Here is a 17,973-nt window from a genome sequence, read left to right as displayed (position 1 = left end):
CCTAATTCCGGATTATTACATCCGTGTCAGGTCGCCTGCTGAAGCAGGGAAATCTGCAATTTATTGCTCCTCGGCAATCTGAAGCTGCTTCACATAGACGGCCTTCTGCATCTTCTTGCGCTTAGCCACTGAGGGCTTTTCAAAGGCCTGACGAGCACGCAGTTCGCGTACTGCTCCGGTTTTCTCAAACTTTTTTTTGAAGCGTTTCAGTGCTCTTTCGATGTTCTCGCCTTCTTTAACTGGAACTACGATCATAATGTTCTTCTGTTTTTATTTTGTTTTTGTTAGTCTTTGTCTGTAACAAAATGAAATTCGGTGCGCAAAGTTAGAAATACTTTGTTGATTGCCAAAAACTTTGCCCAAGTTGTCCTTTTGCGTATTTAGTCCAATTCCACGACCGTGATGCCTGCACCGCCGAATTGGACGTGTTCGTCGGCAAAGCGGATCACTCCGTTCACGGTGGCCAGATATTGGCGTATCACTGTTCTGAGTGCACCTGTTCCCGTTCCGTGCAGAATGCGCACACGGGGAATGCCCAACTGGATGGCATCATCAATAAAGTACATGACAGCTTGCACAGCATCATTTGCGCGCATCCCACGCAGATCAATGTCCTGTTTGAAGTCCAAGCGCTTGTCATGTATTTGATCCACGATCATTTGTGCCGACGGAGTCTGCTGGTTTTCTGTCTTTTTCTCTTTCGAAGGCCTGGCCGGTTCCAGCCTGTCCAACGCCACAGTTGTCTTGATCATGCCCAAGGCTATCGTTGCCTCACGACCATTAAGCTCCAAGATGGTGCCGGTAGCCGACTGTCCCGTGATGCGTACTGTATCTCCTACTTGGAGAGTGGCAGGCTTCGGTTGTTCTGTAGGGAGAGCCTTTTTCAATGGCTCGGGAGGGCGTGTTTCTTCCTTCTCCTGTTTGCGTTTCTTGCGACGTTTGATCTTCTCGATTTCACGATTGATCCGCTCTTCTTTCTCTGCATCCTCCTTGTTCAATTCCTCTTTGAAAGCATTCAACTCTTGTCGTGCCCGCAGGGTCTTTTCTCTCTCCGCTTGTGCCTCTCGGATGTCGCGTATCGTCTTTTCTATTCGCGAAGATGATTCGGACAGCATCTCTGCTGCTTGTCGGCGGGCTTCGTCCAATATCTGTCGACGTTCTTGGCGGATGGCCTCCAGCCGATTCTCATATTGGTCTGCCGCTTCCTCCAGTCGCTTCTCCTCCTTGCGGATGTTGGCTCGCTTGCCTTCCCAGTATCGTTTGTCGCGCACGATGTCCTGAAGGTATTTGTCCATGTCTATATAGCTTGTACCCACCTTCTTGGTAGCCTCGGCGATCACCTCTTCGGGGAGTCCTATCTTGCGAGCGATCTCGATGGCGAAGGAGCTTCCCGGCCGGCCTATTGACAGACGGAAGAGTGGCCGCATCTCATGGCGGTCGTACAGCATGGCACCGTTCACCAACCCCCGGGTCTCTTCTGCGTAGGATTTGAGGTTCTGATAGTGTGTGGTCACGATGCCAAAACCCTGCTGTTCATTGAAGCGGTGTAACAATGCCTCGGCTATCGCCCCGCCTATCTGTGGCTCAGTGCCGCCTCCGAACTCATCTATTAGTAATAGTGTGCCCCCATCGGTGTGACGGGCAAAGTGCTTCATATTCTTCAGATGTGAGCTATAGGTACTGAGGTCGTCCTCTATGGACTGTTCGTCTCCGATGTCGATGAAGAGTTTGGCGAAGATGCCTGCCGTCGAGTCAGGAGATAGGGGAGTAGGTATGCCGCTTTGAAGCATATATTGTAGTAGTCCCACCGTTTTGAGACAGACCGATTTGCCGCCGGCGTTCGGTCCCGATATGATCAGGATGCGACTGTCCGGAGCAGAGAGGGCAATGTCCAAGGGCACCACCTCGCGCCCTTGTGCTTTGAGGCTGCGCAGTAAGAGCGGGTGAATGGCTTTTACCCAGTGCATGTAGGGACGTGGTTGTAGTATGGGGATAATGGCGTTCCATTCGTTAGAGAGCTTTGCCTTGGCTGCGATGAAGTCGAATAGGCCTATCCATTCGTAGCAGTCCACCAATGCCCCGATGTGTGGGCGTAGCCCGTCGCACACCTCTATTAATATACGTATGATCTCCCGCCTTTCAGCTGCTTCCAATTCGCGGATGCGATTATTGGCTTCTACTATTTCGGAGGGCTCGATGAAGACCGTCTTGCCCGTGCCCGATTCGTCGTGTACGATACCCTTGACTTTACGCTTGTATGCCGGAGAGACTGGAATGACCAATCGCCCGTCGCGTACTGAAGGCTGCACGCCTTGTTCCACCCAGCCCTCGGATTGAGCCAGACGCAGGATGCCCTGCAAAGTGCGGGAAATGCTTTTTTCGATGGAGGCCAGTTCGCCACGGATCCTCATCAACGAGGGAGAGGCATTGTCTTTCATCTGGCCGAAGCGGTCGAATAGTCCGCTGATGCGCTTTTCCATTTCAGGGAAAGCCACGGCGTCGCATAGCAAGTCTTGCAGATGAGGGTAAGGCGTCTCTTTGTCCTCTTCTCCTACATGGAAGAAGCGGATGAGAGCCTCTATCGTACGTAGTGCTGCAGCCACGTCCAGCAACTCACGTTCTTCCAGATAGGTACCCATGGGGCGGATGCGCAAGAGAGCTTCGCGCACGTCGGCCAGACGGAGATCGGGGAAGAGGCCTTCTTCGTTTTGTATGATTTGCATCTCACCCGTCTCGGCCAGTAACCGACTTGCCTCGGCATGCTCTGCTACAGCCTGCATCTCGGCTACGCGGTCGCTGCCCATCGGGCTGCTGCAAAGGTCTGCGAGGAGGCTGCGTATCTCGTTGAACCCCACTTTCTCCTCGAAGTTGTGGGGATAGGTCTCCATCAGTTTCATGGACGCCGGCTTAGCGGAAAGCTCTGAAGAGGTCGTTGCCGTTGGCATAGAGCATCAGTAGGAACAGAATGGCCAGACCGATCATCTGAGCGCGGATGAGCACTTCTTGGCTCAGCTTCCTGCGCGTAATGATCTCAAAGAGTAGGAAGAGTATGTGCCCGCCGTCCAATGCCGGTATGGGGAGGATATTCATCACCGCCAGCATGATTGAGAGGAACGCCGTCATGGACCAGAACAATGCCCAATTCCACGACGAGGGGAAGAGACTGCCCAGTGTGCCGAAACCTCCCATCTGCTGGGCACCCTCCTTGGTGAAGACATATTTCATGTCGCTCACATAGCTGCGCATCGTTCCCACGCCTTGGGCTATCCCTGCCGGTATGGCTTCCAATAAAGAGTATTCTATGTGTTGTACGGCGTACACGGCGTCTATGGGACGAGCCGTGATGCCGATGGTGCCGGCAGTGTCCACCGGCAGTGTAATAGTCAGAGGAACACCTGCTCGCATAAGGGAGAGGGTGATGCTGTCGCCCGCATGGCTGCGGATAGAGGCGATCACATCCCGCAGGTCGGGCATCAGTTTGCCGTTTACGGCTGTGATGCTGTCGCTCGCCAGCAGGTTGTGCGCACGCGCCATGCCTTCGGGTGCGAGGCTGTCGATGACAAAGGGGTACTGTATTGACATGAATCCGCTCTTGGCTTTGAGCACGCGCTTCATCATATCGTGGGGGATGTGCAGAGTCTCCCGTCTGCCCTCGCGCATCACTTCCACCTCCCGAGCTTGGATGACCGATCGCATGAATCCCGGAGCGAAAGCATCTGCCGCTCGGCCGTCCACCGTGAGGATGATGTCATTGTCGCGGAAACCGGCTTCTTGAGCTACGGAGGAGAAAGCCATGCCGGAGGTAATGCGATCCGAAGGCAATTGCGAATTGCCCCAATGGAAGACGATGCCCGCATAGATGACGAGGGCCAAAAGGAAGTTGAAGAGTACGCCTCCCAGCATGATCAGCAGACGCTGCCAAGCCGGCCGACTGCGAAACTCATAAGGCTGTGGCTCCCTTTGCAGATGTTCGGTGTCGAACGACTCGTCTATCATCCCGTTGATCTTGCAGTAGCCGCCCAGTGGCAGCCAGCCGATGCCAAACTCTGTATCGCTTCGTTTCGGCTTGTAGCGGAAGATGGCACCACCCCAGTCGAAAAAGAGGTAGAACTTATCTACACGGACGCGGAAGAGACGGGCAAAGAGGTAATGCCCCAGTTCGTGTATGAAGACCAGAATGGACAGTGCCAGGATGAGTTGGGCCGCTTTGACGAGGAATACTATCATATTGAATTGTTAGCGAGAGGGTCGAGCTCTCTCCTTACTTTATATCTTAAACAGAGGGGCAAAGATATAGGTTTTCGCTCTTTGCTCTCAGCCTTCGGTGTTGATGGCAGCTAAAGAGGCTGAGCCGAAACAGAAGTTTTCTTTTTGCTACATTTGCATGTCGGTTGGCGAGCACTGCGAAAGTTAACGATTGAATATCAGGTGCAAGGCCGATCGGTATGGCAATATAGTAGTAAATGACTGTGAACATGAACCGAAGAAACGCATCAGTAACCTGCGGGCTTTGCCCTGCTTCCATTCTTTTCTCCCTTTGTGAGCCTGCACAACATTGGTTGTGCATAGAGAGGTGTGTAAAAAACGTTTGGGCTGATGGTACATTATAGCGAGGAATAAAGGCCGATCGGCATCGTCGAAATCATCAAGTCCCCGCCACGTTCGTAGCCGAGCGTGGCGGGGACTTCTCTTTTTTTGCATACAGAAAGGGCCTTTAGTCCGTTGTAAACTTTATAGAGTTAGGATGTAACCTTTATAAAGTTTATCTGCAATTAATCTAATTATTGGAAGTGATCTTTATAAAGATTGATTCTGATGTTTATAAAGTTTGTCATCCAAGCATTGAAACCTCCAATTTCGATGATCGAAATTGCATTTTGAGCCTCTTCTTGTTCGGTGATCACTCTTTTGAAAGAGGCTTATTTGGAATGAATCTAAACAGCTCTTCGGTGTTGAAAACTTTTTTGGCGCATAAACAAAGAAGCTGCAAGTGACAAGAATTGACATGACGGCTCGTCTCGGGCTATTGAACAATTCGGGTAATTAGGGGATTTTGATAATGTCTCCTTCTTTGCAGGTGGAGGGATGGTCTGGCGGGAATAATGACTAAATTTGTTCTTACTCCGACCGACAGGATACGTCGGACAGAGAATAAAGAATAGAGTATAATCCAATTACGTAATATACAGTTATGGCAAAGAGTGCATTACATCTGGCGCGTATGTCCTACCAACCCAAGATGCCGGCGTCGCTCCGAGGGGCGGTGAAGGTGGTCGAGGGGGCGGCTACCGAGTCGGTGTCGGACCGAGAAGAGATCGCAGCGTTTTTCCCACATACATACGGCTTACCGCTTGTTTCCTTCCTGCCGGGGAGTGAGATGAAAGAGTATCCGGCTGCCAATGTGGGGGTTATCCTGTCGGGCGGTCAGGCGCCGGGCGGGCACAATGTGATTGCGGGTCTATTCGACGAGATGAAGGCACTCAATGCAGAGAGCCGGCTATTCGGGTTCCTCATGGGGCCTGAGGGGCTTATCGAGCATAAGTATCGGGAGCTGACGGCAGAGGTGATCGACGAGTACCGCAATACGGGTGGCTTCGATATGATAGGCTCGGGGCGTACCAAGTTGGACAAGCCTGAGCAGTTCGAGGCCGGCTTGGAGATCCTGCGCGAGCTGGAGATCAAGGCGCTGGTCATCATCGGCGGTGATGACTCCAATACTAACGCCTGCATCCTGGCGGAATACTATGCCTCCATCGGTGCCGGCATACAGGTGATAGGCTGCCCGAAGACGATCGACGGCGACCTGAAGAATGCTCAGATAGAGGCTTCGTTCGGCTTCGACACGGCGGCGAAGGTGTATAGTGAGCTCATCGGTAATATACAGCGGGACTGCAATTCGGCACGTAAGTACTGGCACTTTATCAAGCTGATGGGGCGTTCGGCCTCGCATATCACGCTGGAGTGTGCCCTGCAGACGCACCCCAATATCTGTATCATCTCGGAAGAGGTGGAGGCCAATAACTACTTCTTGGACGATGTGGTGACCTATATAGCCGAGACGGTGGTGCGCCGTTCGGAGGCTGGGATGGACTTCGGGACGGTGTTGATACCGGAGGGATTGATCGAATTCCTGCCCGCCATGAGGCGTCTGATTAAGGAGCTGAATGAATTCCTGTCGCAGAACGATGCCGAGTTCAAGCTCATCAAGCGCTCGGCACAGCGGGTGTACATCACCAATAAACTCAGTGAGGAGAACGCCGCATTGTATCGGAGCCTGCCTGCCGATGTGGCTCAGCAGCTCATAGCTGACCGCGACCCGCACGGCAATGTACAGGTATCGCTTATCGCCACGGAGAAGCTCCTTGCGGACATGACGGCTCAGAAGCTGGCGGAGTGGACCGAGGAGGGACGATTCCACGGGAAGTTCAGCACGCTCACTCACTTCTTCGGCTACGAGGGACGTTGTGCCATGCCTTCCAATTTCGATGCCGACTATTGTTATTGCCTGGGACGTGCAGCTGCCATCCTGATCGCTGCCGGCAAGACGGGCTACATGGCCTCGGTGAAGAACCTGGCCGATCCCATTTCGGAATGGGCTGCCGGTGGTGTGCCCATGACGATGATGATGAACATGGAACGCCGCAGCGGCAAGGAGAAGCCGGTCATCCGCAAGGCCCTGGTGGAGATGGAGGGCGAGCCTTACAGGGCGCTCCGCGAGATGCGTCGCGAGTGGGCGCTGAGTACGGAGTATGTTTACCCCGGCCCCATACAGTTCTTCGGGCCGGAAGCGGTGTCTGACAGTCCCACGATCACGCTGCAGTTGGAGAGGACGGGGCGTTGAGTCCCCTCCTCAATGACGAGGCAGAGGGATAGAACGCTTGGAATTATCAGAATATTTTTCTTCCTTTGCAAAGAGTCTAACTAAAACAATAAGCCTATTGACGCATTATTACCTTCTGAATAGTAAAAAATAAGGAGGATTCTCTAATGAGTAATTTCCATAAGCTGACTGACGATGAGTTGGTCGGCCTTTATACAGAAGGATGCGATGAGGCTTTCGATGTCATACTATCCCGGTATGACGCTGTTGTCCACACATACATCCGTTTTTCCGTAAGCGACGCCGACGTGGCGGAAGATATCTTTCAGGACACTTTCATCAAGGTGATCCACACCCTCCGACGTGGGCAATACGTGGCCGCGGGTAAGTTCAAGGCTTGGTTGCTGCGTCTGGCGCACAATCTGGTGATGGATCATTATCGTCGCATCAAAGGGGAAGGCGCACGCCTACAGTCTTTCGATGACGAGGATGCCGCACCGGTGGAGCGCGTGCCGGACACCCGCCTCACGGCCGAAGAGGAGCTGATCGAACAGGCTACGATAGATGAGCTGGAGCAGTATCTGGGGCTTCTGCCCGAGGTGCAGCAGGAAGTGGTGCGGATGCGCTACTGGGAGGATATGAGCTTTCGGGAGATTGCAGAAGCCACGGGCGTGAGCATCAATACGGCACTGGGGCGTATGCGCTATGCTCTGATCAATCTGCGCAAGATGATGGGCTCGCTGGCTTGAGAGATTATCGTTCCGGTACAATAAAATGACAATTGTGAGCGTTCAGTAAGTGGCAGTGAGAGGGTAAGTTGCCCTTTCAACTGATAACTCCCTTGCCAAGAACGCTTATGACAGACATTTACCGGATTTTCGACAGCAAAAAGCTGCAAATTCTCTTCGATGCTGCGGAAGAACGCCGCGCATTGAGACACCAACAAACCCTCGACAAATTGAGGCTTTTGGCTCGCGCACGTTGTTCGTGATGCGGGCTTTTGCTTTTCGTGGCTGACACACACAAGATCTCCTTCTTTGCAGAAGAAAAAGAGAGGGGGCGACATAGGGAGATTATATTCCCCTGTGTCGCCCCCTCTGCGTGTAGATGTGGGATGCGGCTTAGTCGAAGCGGCGCGTGATGTCTGCTTCGTCTATGATGCTGACGATGATCTTGCCGTCAGGGGTGTAGGTGGAGTCGTCTGAGGCGAATAGCTCCGCCAAGAGATCATTGGCTTCCTCAATGGTCAAGCCCTTGCTGCGGGGGATGGCTTGGTATTCTGCTACCTTGGTGGCGATGAGCTCCAGCATCTGCTCATGGGTGGATTTACCATCTTCGATGGAGGCGTGGATGACGTCGCGCACGATGTCTGCTGCATTGTCCACCACCTGTACAGGTGCTGCAAGCAAGGAGTAGCAGGCTGCGCCGAGGGATGACAGCTCGAAGCCTACGGTCTGCAACTCTTCGACTGCACGTTTGACCACGGGTGCATCTGAAGGATTGAACTCAAGGACCTCGGGGAAGAGGAGTGGCTGCTGCTCGATGTGGCGGGCTGCTTCGTTGGCAAGGAAGCGATCGTAGAGGATGCGCTTATGTGCGCGGTGATAATCGATGAGGGCGAGCCCTCTGCTCAGACTGGTGACCAGATAGCGCCCGCGGTGGATGTAGCAGAGCGAGTCGGTAGAGGTCTGCGGAGAGACGGTCGGTGTCTCGTGAGGGAGGTCGGCTATCTCGAAAAGCTCTTCGGTCGGTGCCGGAGCGGAGGTTCCTTTCTCCATATCGCGTTTGGCTTCGAACTGCTTGAACAGCTCGTTCCATCCGAGGTCGGGGGATTGGCGACGCGGGCTGCGGGTGGATTCGGATAGTCCCTTTTCCTTGAAAGGATTGTAGGAGGGATCGAGGTCAACGGCCGGGCGGGCTATGTCGCGTCCCGGACCTTGGTAGACGGGTATGTCGATGAGTTCCTTGCGGTCGAAGTCGATCGAGGGGACGGCATTGCTGGAACTGAGGGCTTCGCGCACGACGACACCGAGGAGTTTGAAGATGGCGTGTTCGTCGGAGAACTTGATCTCGGTCTTCGTCGGGTGGATATTGACATCTATCAAGGAAGGGTCGAGATCGAAGTAGAGAAAATAATTGGGCATCGTGCCCTGCGGAATGATGGCTTCGTAGGCTGCCATCACAGCTTTGTGGAAGTAGGGGTGACGCATATAGCGTCCGTTCACAAAGAGATATTGCAGGGCGCCGCGCTTGCGGGCACCATCGGGCCGACCGATAAAGCCGGTAATGTTGGTGATGGGGCTTTTCATCCCCACTGGAATGAGATCCCGCTCCATCCGTTTGCCGAAGACATCAAGAATGCGCTTCTTGAGCGGAGCGACGGGCAAGTCCTGCATCAACTCGCCTGCGTGATAGACAGAGAAGGCAACATGAGGATTGACGAGGGCTACGCGTTCGTACTCGGTGAGGATGTGTTTCAGCTCAGTCTCGTTAGATTTGAGGAACTTCCTTCGAGCCGGTACATTGAAGAAGAGATTCATCACGCTGATGATACAGCCTTGTGGAGCCGTAGTGGTAGTGACTTCTCCGACTTCAGAGCCGTTGATCGTGAGGCGAGTGCCCAGTTCGTCCTCAGCTCTGCGAGTGAGCAATTCTACTTGTGCGACGGCTGCTATGGAGGCCAATGCTTCGCCGCGGAAGCCCATCGTACGGAGGGTGAAGAGGTCTTGGAAGGAGGCTATCTTGGAGGTAGCATGGCGCTCGAAGGCCATGCGGGCATCGCTTTGGCTCATGCCCTTGCCGTTGTCAGTGACGCGCACCAGTTCGCGACCGGCTTCACGTATATCCAAGCGGATGGCCGTGGCTCCTGCATCCAGTGAATTCTCTAAGAGTTCTTTGACAACAGAGGCGGGGCGCTGGATGACTTCGCCGGCTGCGATCTGATTGGCGATGCTGTCGGGAAGCAGGCGGATAACATCGCTCATAAAATAAATCTATAAACCAACCAAGAGAGAGCACAGATGGCGATGAGTAATACCAACATGCGAAGCGTCCGTCCCGAGCGTGTGGATTGGGTCTCTCCCTGCAATTGTCGCCCTCTGAGGTGTTGTGTGCCTTCGGCGAAGGTGCCACGTATTTGAGGGTGATAGTCGGAATAGTCGCATGTTGAAGATTGACCATTCTTCTCGGCTTCTTCCATTTCGACTTCTCTTCGGATACGATCGATGCGTTTCTGCAATTCGTCGTTGCGCTGATCGTAATAGATGGGTTTGTGGTCGAAAGACCGTGGCTTGCGTTGTTTATAGAATGATCCTAATCCCATGGTTGTTCTCTGTTGAAAATGTGTGGTGTGAAGAAAATGTCGAAGAAATCCTTTTGCTGGCTGTCTTCAGTCGGTCTGGCAATGAAGGGTGATAGCTGTGGCTCCGAATTGATCGGTGGTTGCTCAGTCGAATCAGCTTGCTTAGTATCTTGTGTGAGAGCGGCTGTAGCCAAAGAATCTCTTTTCTCTTCAGCAGCCAATGCCGTATAAGCAAGTAGTGCGGCCTGAGCACCTCTAAATCGTCGGAGATCCGATAAAGATCGGTGGACAACGACCGAATCTGGTTGACTACGGAAGAGATCGTTCTTTGATTTTGGTCGCATGGCTTCTTCCCAACGGAAGGATGCGAGGCGTTGTAGTTCGGGAGTGAGCATCTTGATGGGGTAGCCTTTGCCCGTGGCTACTCCTTGAAGGAGTACCTTTTGTATCTGTCCTTTCTCGAAGTCGGCTATGATGCTGGGAGCTTCTATCCTATTCATCAGATACCATCGCTTAGATCGCTTGTGCTGCTCGTACTGGATGACTTCGGCATTGCCGTGTACCTGTAGTTGGCGGACAAGACTGTCCTGTATATAGGCGCGCATTCGACGACCTGCCAGTTGGTCGTACATGAGCGTGTCTATCTGCCGGACTGCAAGAGCTTTGTCTAGCACATCCACATATTCCAGACTATCATTACGGAACTGGAAGCATATCGTGTCGCCACTGAGTTGTGCATCTTCGTTCCACATGATGGGATTGTCATAGAGGTGCAGGATGGAATCGCGAGAGTCGTACTGTAAGGAGTCGGCAATTGCTTGTACATCCGAGCGGAAAACGCGGACGTGTCTATAGCCGCGAACGATCCGCCTGTCCTCCGGAATACGTCGTTGGGTGATCAGCTCCAATGTGTCGGCCGCAGTCCACAGCGTATCGGGCTTGGAGTAGTCTATCAGGTAGGCTCGTTGGGTGGCGAAGGCGTAGTCTTTCTTCTCATCGAAGTAGCCATAATCGCCGTAGAGAGAAGAGCGATTGATGGTGTCTGTGAGGATCATGTCGCCGAAGGCTTCTCCAAAACTGTTCTTTCGGTCGTAGAAAATGGAGTCACCGGTCAACTGCTTAGCACCGTTAGATGAGTACACCACGGAGCGATCCAATAATATACCTACATCGGTATTGGAATCGTAAACGCCACGGGTGGATACGATGTAGCCGGAGTCCGACTTCATCTCCGTCGGTCCCATGATGTAGCTGATCTTTGTATCCGTATTATAGTGGAGTTCTTCCGTGTCCATGGTGTAGTCCTCGTTTTCGAGGTGGACGTTGTTGCGAAATACGGCATCGGAAGTCGTGGGGGAGTATTCTCCGTAGTTGGAAGTGAGGGTGTTGAGCGAATCGACAATGCTACCACCATCGAAATAGTAGCCGAGATTCTCTACTCGGTCGTAGTCCAAACTGTCGGTGAAGAGGGTAGCGGAACGATTCTCCAATCGAACCGAATGGCGTAGTCGAGCGAACTTGAGATTGCCATCGTAGTGGAGGTAGCGGGCGTACATAGACACGGTGTCACCCTGTTGCATAGAGACTTGTCCGAAAGCTTCGAATGTATTTTCTTTCTGATTGAGGTGAGCGCTGTCGCAGCGCATCACTGCTCCTTCGTGCTTGATGACGACATTCCCGATCAAGCGTTGGACGTCGGGGTTGTATATTCTTTCGTAACGTAGTTCGTCAGCGTGCTCAAGAACCACATGCGTTCTTCCCTTTTCTCTTTTGGGTGGGGGGCCTTGGAGGGAGGCAAGCGCAGAAAAAGAGATAATGGCAATCAGAACTATTGCCACTAAGTGTCGGCAGCTAAACCGAGATGCCTGCTTTTCTCCCTTTTTCATTGGGTTGTCGTCTGGAGGAAAGACCATGCTCGAAGGAGAGCCAGCTATCCTCAGAAAGGATGCATTATTTTTCCAACCAACCCGGATAGCGGAATTCGCAGTTGCGGTAAGCCGGTTCGATGTGAATGTAGGTTTCCTTCTGTTTTTTGAGAATCCACGCATCCACCACGCTTTCTTTTTTCTTGTTGAGTGCGAGTGCCTTGATTGTCTGGAAGTCGGAGTTCATATTGGCTCTGTGTCCTTCGATTCTATTCTTGACTTTCACTATTACAACCTCTTCGCTGCCTCTGTCTGTTTTCAAGACGAAAGGTTTGGATATTTCATTGGGTTTCAAATTATAAACAGCTTGACTAATGTCCTGAGGCAGCTCTTCATACTTGAAGCGAGAGGAGCTATAGAAGTCGCTCTCAAGGTCTTTATTGACCATGAGGCCCTGATTGTTTCGCGTGTCTGTATCTTCAGAGTGGAGGGTTACTGCTTTTTCGAATGTGAGTTTGCCGTCGTTGATGAGCGCATATAAACTGTCCAATTTCGAGGTTGCCTCCGTTAGTGCTATGTTGGACACTTTTGGTTTAAGGACGATTTGTCGGAAATTGATGACGTCACCTCTTTTTTCGATTAACTGGGCGATGTGGTAGCCATCGTCGGTCTTGATAATAGGAGATACGCGCTTGGTGTTGTTGAGGGAGAAGACTACTCGTGCAAACTCTGCATCTAAAGAAGCTTTACTGACAAAGCCATATTCTCCTCCTTGCAGAGCCGTCTTGTTATCCTCGGAATACAATCGGGCAATTGTAGAGAAGTCACGTCGACCATCGTTGATCTCATCAGAGAATTCGCGTAATCTCTTTTTGATAGCATCCGTTTCCTGTAGAGAAATAACAGGTTTAATGGACAACAATTGTACTTCTACCGTTGTGGGGATATAGGGCAAACTGTCCTGAGGCAGAGAGGCAAAGTATTGACGAATCTCTGAGGGAGTAACTTTTACGTTCTCATCAATTTTCCTGCGCATGAGACGGACGATCTCTCCATTTCGTACCTCTACACGCTGCTCTTCGCGTATCTGTGTGTACTTTCGATTGAAGTACTCTTCCATCTTTTCCTTGGAGCCGAACTGCTGAATGTAATTTGAGAGATACATATCCACGTAGCGATTCACGTCTGATTCGCTCACCTCGATACTGTCTATCTTGGCTTGATTGAGGAAAAGCTTTTGGATCGCTATTTGTTCCGGAATGTAACAGTCTGGATTGCCTTGGAGCGCCTGACCGGAGCTGAGCAGGAAGCGTTTGGTCGCTTCTACGTCCGAACGCAAGATGGGTTCGTCTCCTACCATCCACACCACTTCGTCTATTACGTTTTTTTGTCCTACAGAAGGAAGTATCCAACACAGCAGTGACAATAATATGCCGATTCGCATTCCTGCCTTTTTCATCTTGTGTACAGTTTTTTGTTGCATCCTCACAGATGCGATTAGTTTGCCATTTCTGATAAGAACTTGATCCTAACCAGACGAATCTCTTCCTCCGAATAATCGTGCCCTAACTCCTTCATTGCTTCTTCTAAGCAGTCTGTCGTGGATTCCTTGTAGTATTCGTATATGTCTTCAAGATGATCCTCGTCCATGACTTCACTGATGAAGTAGTCTATATTAATACGAGTGCCGGAATAGACGATAGCTTCTACTTCGGACAGTAGCTCTGGGAAGTCTAAGCCATGACTCATGGCTATGTCATCGAGGGCTACTTTGCGGTCGATCTGCTGCACGATGGAAACTTTCATCTTCGATTTGTTCGCCAACGTACGGACGCGCATATCTTCGGGTCGTTCGATTTCGTTCTCTTCCACGTGTCGACGTATCAGCACCAAGAATTCTTTGCCATAGCGTGCAGCTTTCCCTGCTCCAACACCGGGGATATTCTGTAGCTCTTCTATCGTTACTGGATAGAAAGTGGCCATTGCTTCCAGAGAAGGATCTTGGAAGATTACATAGGGGGGGAGCTTGAGAGATGCTCCCAACTTCTTCCGAAGATCTTTCATCATGGAGAATAGAACAGGATCCATGGCTCCGCTCGATCCTCGACCTCCGGCCTTAGCTGCATCCTCTTCCTCGTCCTCTTCGCTCTCTTCAACGATCTTGAAAGAAACGGGTTTGAGGGCGAATTTCTTGCCTTTTGCAGTAACTTTCAATAGCCCGTAGTTCTCAATGTCGCGACTTAGGTAGCCGGAAAGGAGCGCTTGTCGAATGACTGCAGCCCACGTTGCTTCCGACTCGTCACTTCCGATGCCGAAAACTTCCAATTCCTGATGACCGAATGATTCCACATCGGGAGTGAGTTCGCCCATTAAGACGCTTATCACATACTCCGTTTTGAACTGTTCTTTTAGTGCAGAGACAGCTTCCAAAACGTTCAATAATAATTCTTTTGCTTCCACGTGTTTATACGTACCTGCGCAGTTGTCACATGCGCCACAGTTCTCTTGAGAATATTCTTCACCAAAATAATGGAGTAACAGCTTGCGTCGGCATACCCGACTTTCGGCAAATGCCGCAGTCTCGGCTAATAGTTGTCGCCCTATCTCTTGTTCGGAGACGGGTTTGCCTTGCATGAATTTCTCCAAGCGTTGCAGGTCTTTGGCTCGATAGAAGGCTATGCATTCGCCTTCTCCTCCATCACGGCCGGCACGACCGGTCTCTTGGTAATATCCCTCGAGACTCTTCGGCATGTCGTAATGGATTACATATCGCACATCCGGTTTGTCAATGCCCATCCCGAAGGCGATCGTTGCGACTATCACGCTTGCATCTTCGCTCAGAAATGCATCTTGGTTGTGTGCCCGCTCACTCGGATCTAATCCGGCGTGGTAGGGAAGGGCCTTTATCCCGTTGGCCTGCAAAACTTGCGCAAAAGTAGTTACTTTATTTCGACTCATGCAATAGACAATTCCACTCTTTCCGGGGTTTGAAAGGATGTATTTGACTACGTCACGATCTACGTCTTGCGTTTTCGGCCGAATATGGTAAAAAAGGTTGGGGCGATTGAACGATGATTTAAAGACATCGGCGTCCATCATTCCCAGATTCTTTTGAATGTCGTGCTGTACTTTCGGCGTGGCTGTCGCCGTGAGGGTGATGATTGGCCTCGGTGCTATCTCGTTGATAATAGGGCGAATACGTCTGTATTCCGGCCTGAAGTCGTGCCCCCATTCCGATATACAGTGAGCTTCGTCTATAGCATAGAATGAGATATTCACATCATGCAAGAAAGCGATGTTCTCCTCTTTGGTCAGAGATTCGGGAGCCACATATAAGAGTTTGGTCAGCCCGTCGCGCACATCTTTCTTAACACGTTCGAGCTGAGTCTTATTCAGCGAAGAGTTCATGAAGTGAGCCACACCATCCTTGGCGCTGAAGCTGCGCATCGCATCGACCTGATTCTTCATCAAAGCGATGAGGGGCGATACGACAATGGCCGTTCCTGGCATCAACATTGCGGGCAGCTGATAACATAGCGACTTGCCCCCGCCTGTAGGCATGAGTACGAAGGTGTTTCTTTCATTCAAGACGTTCTTGATGATAGCCTCCTGATTGCCCTTGAAGCGGTCAAATCCAAAATACAGCTGTAACTTTTCGGCCAGATTGATGTCCATGATCTGCTCTTTTTGTGCTTTGCCTGCGCCTATTTGCACTATTCAGATGTGTCGATTAATCTTCTTGTAGCAGTTCGTCAACAGCCAGATGCGCTTCGGCGTAAGCCTTGTCCACTACTAATGTTTTCTTTTTGCCGGATGGCATGGTAAACATGGCATCCATCATGATGGTCTCTACGATGGAGCGTAGCCCACGGGCACCAAGTTTGAACTCTACTGCCTTGTCGACAACAAAGTCCAACATGTCCGGCGTAAACGAGAGCTTGATGCCATCCATCGCAAACAGCTTTTCGTATTGCTTGGTGATAGCGTTCTTGGGCTCTGTCATAATGTTGCGCAGAGCTGTCCTATCCAATGGCTCCAAATGAGTCAAAATCGGCAATCTGCCGATAATTTCCGGAATCAGTCCGTACGACTTCAGGTCTTGTGGGCGGATATAGCGGAGCATATTCTCACGATCGATTTTTTTGTTCTGCAGCCCTGCGGTATAACCTACCATGCGAGTGTTCAGTCGCTGAGCGATCTTCTTTTCGATGCCGTCGAAGGCTCCTGCACAGATAAAGAGGATGTGTTTCGTATCCACGGGGATCATCTTCTGTTCGGGATGCTTGCGACCGCCTTGTGGCGGCACGTTCACCACCGATCCTTCAAGGAGCTTGAGTAGTCCTTGTTGTACGCCCTCACCACTTACGTCGCGGGTGATGGACGGATTGTCGCTTTTGCGTGCGATCTTGTCTATCTCATCAATGAAGACAATACCTCTCTCAGCTTGCTTAACATCATAGTCTGCAGCTTGTAGTAGTCTGGTGAGAATGCTTTCTATATCCTCTCCCACATATCCTGCCTCTGTGAGTACTGTGGCATCTACTACAGCGAAGGGAACATGCAGCATCTTAGCTATGGTGCGTGCCAACAGGGTCTTACCCGTACCGGTAGAGCCTACCATGATGATGTTGCTCTTCTCAATCTCCACACCATCCTTGTCGTCATTCTGGAGCAGACGCTTGTAGTGGTTATACACCGCTACAGATAGAAAACGTTTGGCATCTTCCTGTCCGATCACGTAGGAGTCCAGGAAATCTTTGATCTCAATAGGATGGGGCAGAGCCTCTTTGGTGAGTTTCTCAGCCGCGCTCTGGTTGGCTTTATGTAGCGCTTCTTCGATTACTTCTCCGGCTCGTCGGGCACACTCGTCGCAGATCAAGGCGTTGATGCCCTCCAGCATCAGATTGGTCTGACTCCTCGGTGCGCCGCAGAAACTGCAGTACTCTTCGTCTTTCTTCTTGGCCATTATATGTCAATAGGTACTATTGGGCTGGGAGTTACTTGCTGTTCTTTTCGAGGATTTTGTCGATCATGCCGTATGCCAGTGCTTCAGGAGCAGTCATCCAATAATCACGGTCGCTGTCGCGCTCCACTTCCTCAATGGACTTGCCACTGTGAGAGGAGATGATCGAGTATAATTCTTTCTTGACGCGCAGTATCTCGCGGGCTGCAATCTCCAGATCGCTGGCCTGCCCCTGCATTCCTCCGAGCGGTTGGTGTATCATCACACGAGAGTGGGGCAGTGCGAAACGCTTCCCCTTTGTTCCGGCTACGAGTAGAACGGAAGCCATGGAGGCGGCCATACCGGTGCAGATGGTAGCCACATCGCAGCCGATGTACTGCATCGTGTCATATATACCATATCCTGCATATACCGATCCCCCCGGGGAGTTTAGATAGATGGAGATGTCTTTGCCCGGGTCGGCACTGTCGAGATAGAGTAGTTGTGCTTGGATCACGTTGGCGGCATAGTCGTCTATTTGACTGCCGAGGAAGATGATCCTGTCCATCATCAGACGTGAGAAGACGTCCATCTGAGCTACGTTGAGCTGTCGTTCTTCGATGATGGTGGGAGAGATGTAGCTGCTTTGGATCTTTGTGTAGTCATCCAACGCTTGGGCATTGAGGCTCAAGTGTCGGGTCGCATATTTCTTGAATTCGTTCATTACGGTCTTTTTGTTTTCTCTTTATTTTTTGTTTGGCTTTGTTTGTCGCCGGCATACGCCTTGCGTGGCAGAGCGATGCTAACAAAGGTAAGAAATTTCCTCGCACCAAAAATCTTTTTTCTGCCGGTACATTCTACGTGCATCATAAAGCGCAACATTGCTGTTCGGATTTGAGTCTCATGATGACGAGATAGCATATCGGAGATAATTTTCGTTTTATTCTATCTTCACAAAAAAACAGTGCCATGCAAAAGAACTCTTTCGCATGGCACTGTTACTTACCTCGCGTGGACGCCTTTTACGGCACTAGCACCTTAGTTA

Annotated in this window: 12 protein-coding genes; 2 read left to right on the top strand and 10 right to left on the bottom strand. The window is 51.2% G+C overall.

Annotated elements, in window-relative coordinates:
- Positions 1-60: 60 nt before the first annotated feature.
- The 3 genes from rpsU to rseP all read right to left on the bottom strand — a co-directional run bounded on the left by rpsU (position 61) and on the right by rseP (position 4,227).
- Positions 61-255, bottom strand: coding sequence for a 30S ribosomal protein S21 (gene rpsU / locus C7382_RS03535; RefSeq protein WP_116678947.1), 195 nt, complete (start codon positions 253-255; stop codon positions 61-63).
- Positions 256-380: 125 nt separating this feature from the next.
- Positions 381-2,888 carry an endonuclease MutS2 gene (locus C7382_RS03530; protein ID WP_394342043.1) on the bottom strand — a complete coding sequence of 836 codons (2,508 nt, stop codon included), beginning with the start codon at positions 2,886-2,888 and terminating at the stop codon, positions 381-383.
- A gap of 19 nt (positions 2,889-2,907) precedes the next feature.
- The gene (gene rseP / locus C7382_RS03525) at positions 2,908-4,227 is read right to left on the bottom strand and encodes an RIP metalloprotease RseP (RefSeq protein WP_116678945.1); all 1,320 of its coding nucleotides are present in this window, start codon (positions 4,225-4,227) and stop codon (positions 2,908-2,910) included.
- A 964-nt stretch (positions 4,228-5,191) separates the two neighbouring features.
- Between rseP and C7382_RS03520 the strand changes: the two genes are divergently transcribed.
- Both C7382_RS03520 and sigP read left to right on the top strand, forming a co-directional pair.
- Entirely contained in the window at positions 5,192-6,841 is a 1,650-nt protein-coding gene (locus tag C7382_RS03520; RefSeq protein ID WP_116678944.1) for a diphosphate--fructose-6-phosphate 1-phosphotransferase, read from the top strand.
- Positions 6,842-6,987: 146 nt separating this feature from the next.
- Positions 6,988-7,569 (top strand): T9SS-regulating ECF sigma factor SigP, encoded by a 582-nt coding sequence (sigP, locus tag C7382_RS03515; RefSeq protein ID WP_116678943.1) that lies wholly within the window; start codon positions 6,988-6,990, stop codon positions 7,567-7,569.
- A gap of 372 nt (positions 7,570-7,941) precedes the next feature.
- Here sigP and mutL read toward each other — a convergent pair whose 3' ends face one another.
- From mutL to clpP, 7 genes are all read right to left on the bottom strand, one after another.
- Positions 7,942-9,804 carry a DNA mismatch repair endonuclease MutL gene (mutL, locus tag C7382_RS03510; protein ID WP_116678942.1) on the bottom strand — a complete coding sequence of 621 codons (1,863 nt, stop codon included), beginning with the start codon at positions 9,802-9,804 and terminating at the stop codon, positions 7,942-7,944.
- Positions 9,801-10,142, bottom strand: a complete 342-nt coding sequence (locus C7382_RS03505; protein ID WP_116678941.1) for a hypothetical protein — start codon at positions 10,140-10,142, stop codon at positions 9,801-9,803. Before C7382_RS03505 ends, mutL begins: the two co-directional genes overlap by 4 nt.
- Positions 10,133-11,869 carry an OstA-like protein gene (locus C7382_RS03500; protein WP_243405649.1) on the bottom strand — a complete coding sequence of 579 codons (1,737 nt, stop codon included), beginning with the start codon at positions 11,867-11,869 and terminating at the stop codon, positions 10,133-10,135. Before C7382_RS03500 ends, C7382_RS03505 begins: the two co-directional genes overlap by 10 nt.
- Before the next feature lie 202 nt (positions 11,870-12,071).
- Positions 12,072-13,445, bottom strand: a complete 1,374-nt coding sequence (locus C7382_RS03495; protein ID WP_207772700.1) for a peptidylprolyl isomerase — start codon at positions 13,443-13,445, stop codon at positions 12,072-12,074.
- 38 nt (positions 13,446-13,483) lie between these two features.
- Positions 13,484-15,661 (bottom strand): DNA helicase RecQ, encoded by a 2,178-nt coding sequence (gene recQ / locus C7382_RS03490; protein WP_116679056.1) that lies wholly within the window; start codon positions 15,659-15,661, stop codon positions 13,484-13,486.
- Positions 15,662-15,716: 55 nt separating this feature from the next.
- Positions 15,717-16,952, bottom strand: coding sequence for an ATP-dependent Clp protease ATP-binding subunit ClpX (gene clpX / locus C7382_RS03485; protein WP_116678939.1), 1,236 nt, complete (start codon positions 16,950-16,952; stop codon positions 15,717-15,719).
- 31 nt (positions 16,953-16,983) lie between these two features.
- Entirely contained in the window at positions 16,984-17,652 is a 669-nt protein-coding gene (gene clpP / locus C7382_RS03480; protein ID WP_116678938.1) for an ATP-dependent Clp endopeptidase proteolytic subunit ClpP, read from the bottom strand.
- Positions 17,653-17,973 lie beyond the last annotated feature (321 nt).

It is taken from the genome of Porphyromonas loveana (genome assembly GCF_003096695.1).
Taxonomy (GTDB): Bacteria; Bacteroidota; Bacteroidia; order Bacteroidales; family Porphyromonadaceae; genus Porphyromonas; species Porphyromonas loveana.
The sequence above is the reverse complement of the archived record's forward strand: the minus strand, read 5'-3'. Positions and strand labels throughout refer to the sequence as shown.